Raw genomic sequence first — 2,746 nt, forward strand, 5'->3', positions numbered from 1 at the left:
AGGTGGGGCACCTGCGGGCCCAGCTCGCGGAACTGGAGCGGCAGCTGGGGCTGGAGCCCTTCGACCCCGCGAATCTGCGCCAGGCCGAGCGCGACCTCACGGCCACCGACGCGGCGCTCACCACTGCCCGCGAGCGGGCCGGGAGCCTCGCCGAGCAGGAGCGGGTCGCCCGCGAGCGGCTGGAACGCAAGGCCGAGATCGAGCGGCAGGCGGGGGAGATCTCCAGGCAGCTCGACACCTGGCAGACCCTCACGAACACCCTCAAGGCCAACGAATTCCAGAGCTACCTGCTCTCGGAGGTCGAGGCGCAACTGCTGACCGGGGCAGGCGCACTCCTCTACGACATCAGCGACGGCCGCTACCGCCTCGCGCTGGAAAACGGCGAGTACGTCGTGCAGGACCTCTGGAACGCGGGTGAGACGCGCGGGGTCAAGACCCTGTCGGGCGGCGAGACCTTCCTCGCCAGCCTGTCGCTCGCCATCGCCCTGAGCGACTACCTCGCCGGAAACAAGGTGCTGGGGGCGCTCTTTCTCGACGAGGGTTTCGGCACCCTCGACCCGCAGGCGCTGGAGGCGGTCGCCGGGGCGCTGGAGAACCTCCGCACCCAGGGCCGCATGGTGGGCGTGGTCACGCACGTGGAGAGCCTCTCCGAGCGCCTGCCGAGTCGCCTGCTGGTCACCAAGAGCGTCGCCGGAAGCAGCGTGCAGCGGCTCGACGGGTGAGGCGGATGCTGGCCGACGCACTGGCGTGCCGTCTGCTGGGGGCCGTGCGGGTGGAGGGGCTGACGCCGGAGCCGTATCTCCAGTTGCGCTTCCAGGCGCGGGTGCGGCTGGACACCTTCACACCCGCGTTTGAGACACGCTACCGGGTCGCTGTCTTCCCCGCCGAGGTCGCCCGTTTCCTGCCGTGGGTAGCGGGGCCGCTGGGACGGGCAGTGCTGGAAGGGGCGCTTGGACGTGACCTCTGACCTCCCCCGGCTGCTGGATGAACGCGGCGCCCTACGTTTCGGCCACACCGCCTTTCGCAATGGTCTGCACGCGGACGGCTGGACCGAGAAGGGCGAGCTCGTCCGCGACCCGGCCACGCTGGACACGGTGGCAGCGGTGCAGGCCGACTCGCTGCGGGCCGCGTTCCCGGGGGCGACCCTGCTGGTGGGAGCGCCCGCGTGTGGGGCGGTGCTGGCCTCCTTTGTGGCGCGGCACCTCGGCTTGCCCGTCGCCTACGTGCTGACAGGCGAGCGACCCGGCTGGCACCGGATGCATGTGCCCCAGCCCGGCGAGCGCGTCGTCTACGTGGACGACCTGATCTGCACCGGGACGGACGCCCGCGCGGTCCTGGCCTTCCTGCGCGGCGAGGGCCACACGGTCCTCGGCGTCAGCGCGTGGCTCAGCCGGACGCGGCTGGAGGGAGAGCGGCTGGTCACGCTGACGGAGCCGCCCTTCCGGACCTTCACGGCGGCAGAGTGCCCGCTGTGCACGGCGGGGGAAGGGCTGAACTGGCAGGACGTTCGGGAGTAGGCCAGGCCCGCAGGCCCCGGGCGGCAACGGCACGGCATAGCCCACGAGCGGCACCCACAACCCCTCGGGGCCGAGGTGAACCATCCGGGAGCGGCGCTGCTACTCCAGCTCGCCGCCGACCACGCAGAACAGGTCCGCGACGGCGTTGGCGGAGGGAGTGCAGCCGGGCGGCCCTGACCTCCCGGCCCGTCGGCGGCGTGTGCCAGGGGCCAGACCGGGCACCGGAAGCGGGGAGCCAGCGGGCGAGTTTGCCAGACTCCCGCCGCTGCCAATGGGTCAGGAGGGCGCGGGGAGGAGACGAGAGGCATCCCCGCATCCCCCTCAAACCGCCGAGGGCCGCGCCGTGGGCGCCTCGTCCCCCTGACGGATGCTCAGGACGCGGCTTGAGCCGGATGCGTCGGTGGTCACGCCCCACAGCGCGTGCGCGATCTCCATGGTGGCCTTCTGGTGGGTGACGAGCAGGAACTGAGCGCCACGGGCGGAGAAGCGTTCCAGAAAGGCCGTGAAGCGGCGGATATTCGCCTCGTCCAGCGGCGCGTCCACCTCGTCCAGCACGGCGAGGGGCAGGCCGCCCGCGCCGCCCTCCCCGCCCGCGTGGTTCAGCGCGAAGAGGAACCCCAGCCCCGCCATCGTGCGTTCGCCCGCGCTGAGGAGGGTCATGGAGCGGGTGCGCTTGCCCCTCGGCTGCACGGCGAGGCGCAGCCCGGTCAGGCGGCCTGCCGCGTCCTCCTCGGCTTCCAGGTCGCCCTGGCCCCCCAGCAGTTCGCCGGAGTATTCGCGGAAGGCGGCGTTCACCCGCCCGAAGGCCGCGCGGGTGGCCCCCTCCTCGGCCCCCTCCAGTTCGGTCAGGTGGGCCTGCAACTCGGCAGCGGCAGCCTCGGCGTCCCCGAGTTCGGCGGAGAGCCGCTCGAGCTCGGCGGCTTCCAGAGCGTGGTCGGCCTCGGCGCGGGCGTTGACGGGACCGAGGCGCTCCAGCTCGGCCCGGACGCGGGACAGCTCGGCGGTCCACTCGCGGGGGGTTCCGGGGGGGCTGCACCCGTCCGGCAGCGGTTCCAGACTCCCCTCGCGCCGGGCAACGAGCAGGCGCAGGTCCTCCAGGCGGGCGCGGACCCGGTTCTGCTCCCCGATCAAGGAGGTGTAAGCCTGGGTCGCGGCCTCCCGCTCGGCCTCGGCGCGGGCGAGTTCGTGTTCGTCGAGGGTGCCCAGGGCGGCCTCGCGGCGGGCGACCT

The 2,746-nt window shown here is 73.1% G+C and carries 3 protein-coding genes and 1 pseudogene; 3 read left to right on the forward strand and 1 reads right to left on the reverse strand.

Going from position 1 to position 2,746, the window contains the following annotated elements; genetic code table 11:
• From QOL99_RS16295 to QOL99_RS16305, 3 genes are all read left to right on the forward strand, one after another.
• Nucleotides 1-722, forward strand: a 722-nt coding sequence (locus tag QOL99_RS16295) for an SbcC/MukB-like Walker B domain-containing protein (protein ID WP_285525359.1), incomplete at its 5' end; no start/stop codon positions are given.
• A gap of 5 nt (nucleotides 723-727) precedes the next feature.
• Nucleotides 728-967 (forward strand): hypothetical protein, encoded by a 240-nt coding sequence (locus QOL99_RS16300; protein ID WP_285525360.1) that lies wholly within the window; start codon nucleotides 728-730, stop codon nucleotides 965-967.
• On the forward strand, nucleotides 957-1,517 hold the full coding sequence (locus tag QOL99_RS16305; protein WP_285525362.1) for a type I phosphoribosyltransferase: 561 nt from the start codon (nucleotides 957-959) through the stop codon (nucleotides 1,515-1,517). The genes QOL99_RS16300 and QOL99_RS16305 overlap by 11 nt, the downstream gene beginning before the upstream one ends.
• Before the next feature lie 321 nt (nucleotides 1,518-1,838).
• Here the strand turns inward: QOL99_RS16305 and QOL99_RS16310 are convergent.
• Nucleotides 1,839-2,746 (reverse strand): annotated as a pseudogene (locus tag QOL99_RS16310) (AAA family ATPase); the annotation flags it as partial.

Source organism: Deinococcus rhizophilus (assembly GCF_030271215.1).
GTDB classification, from domain to species: domain Bacteria; phylum Deinococcota; class Deinococci; order Deinococcales; family Deinococcaceae; genus Deinococcus; species Deinococcus rhizophilus.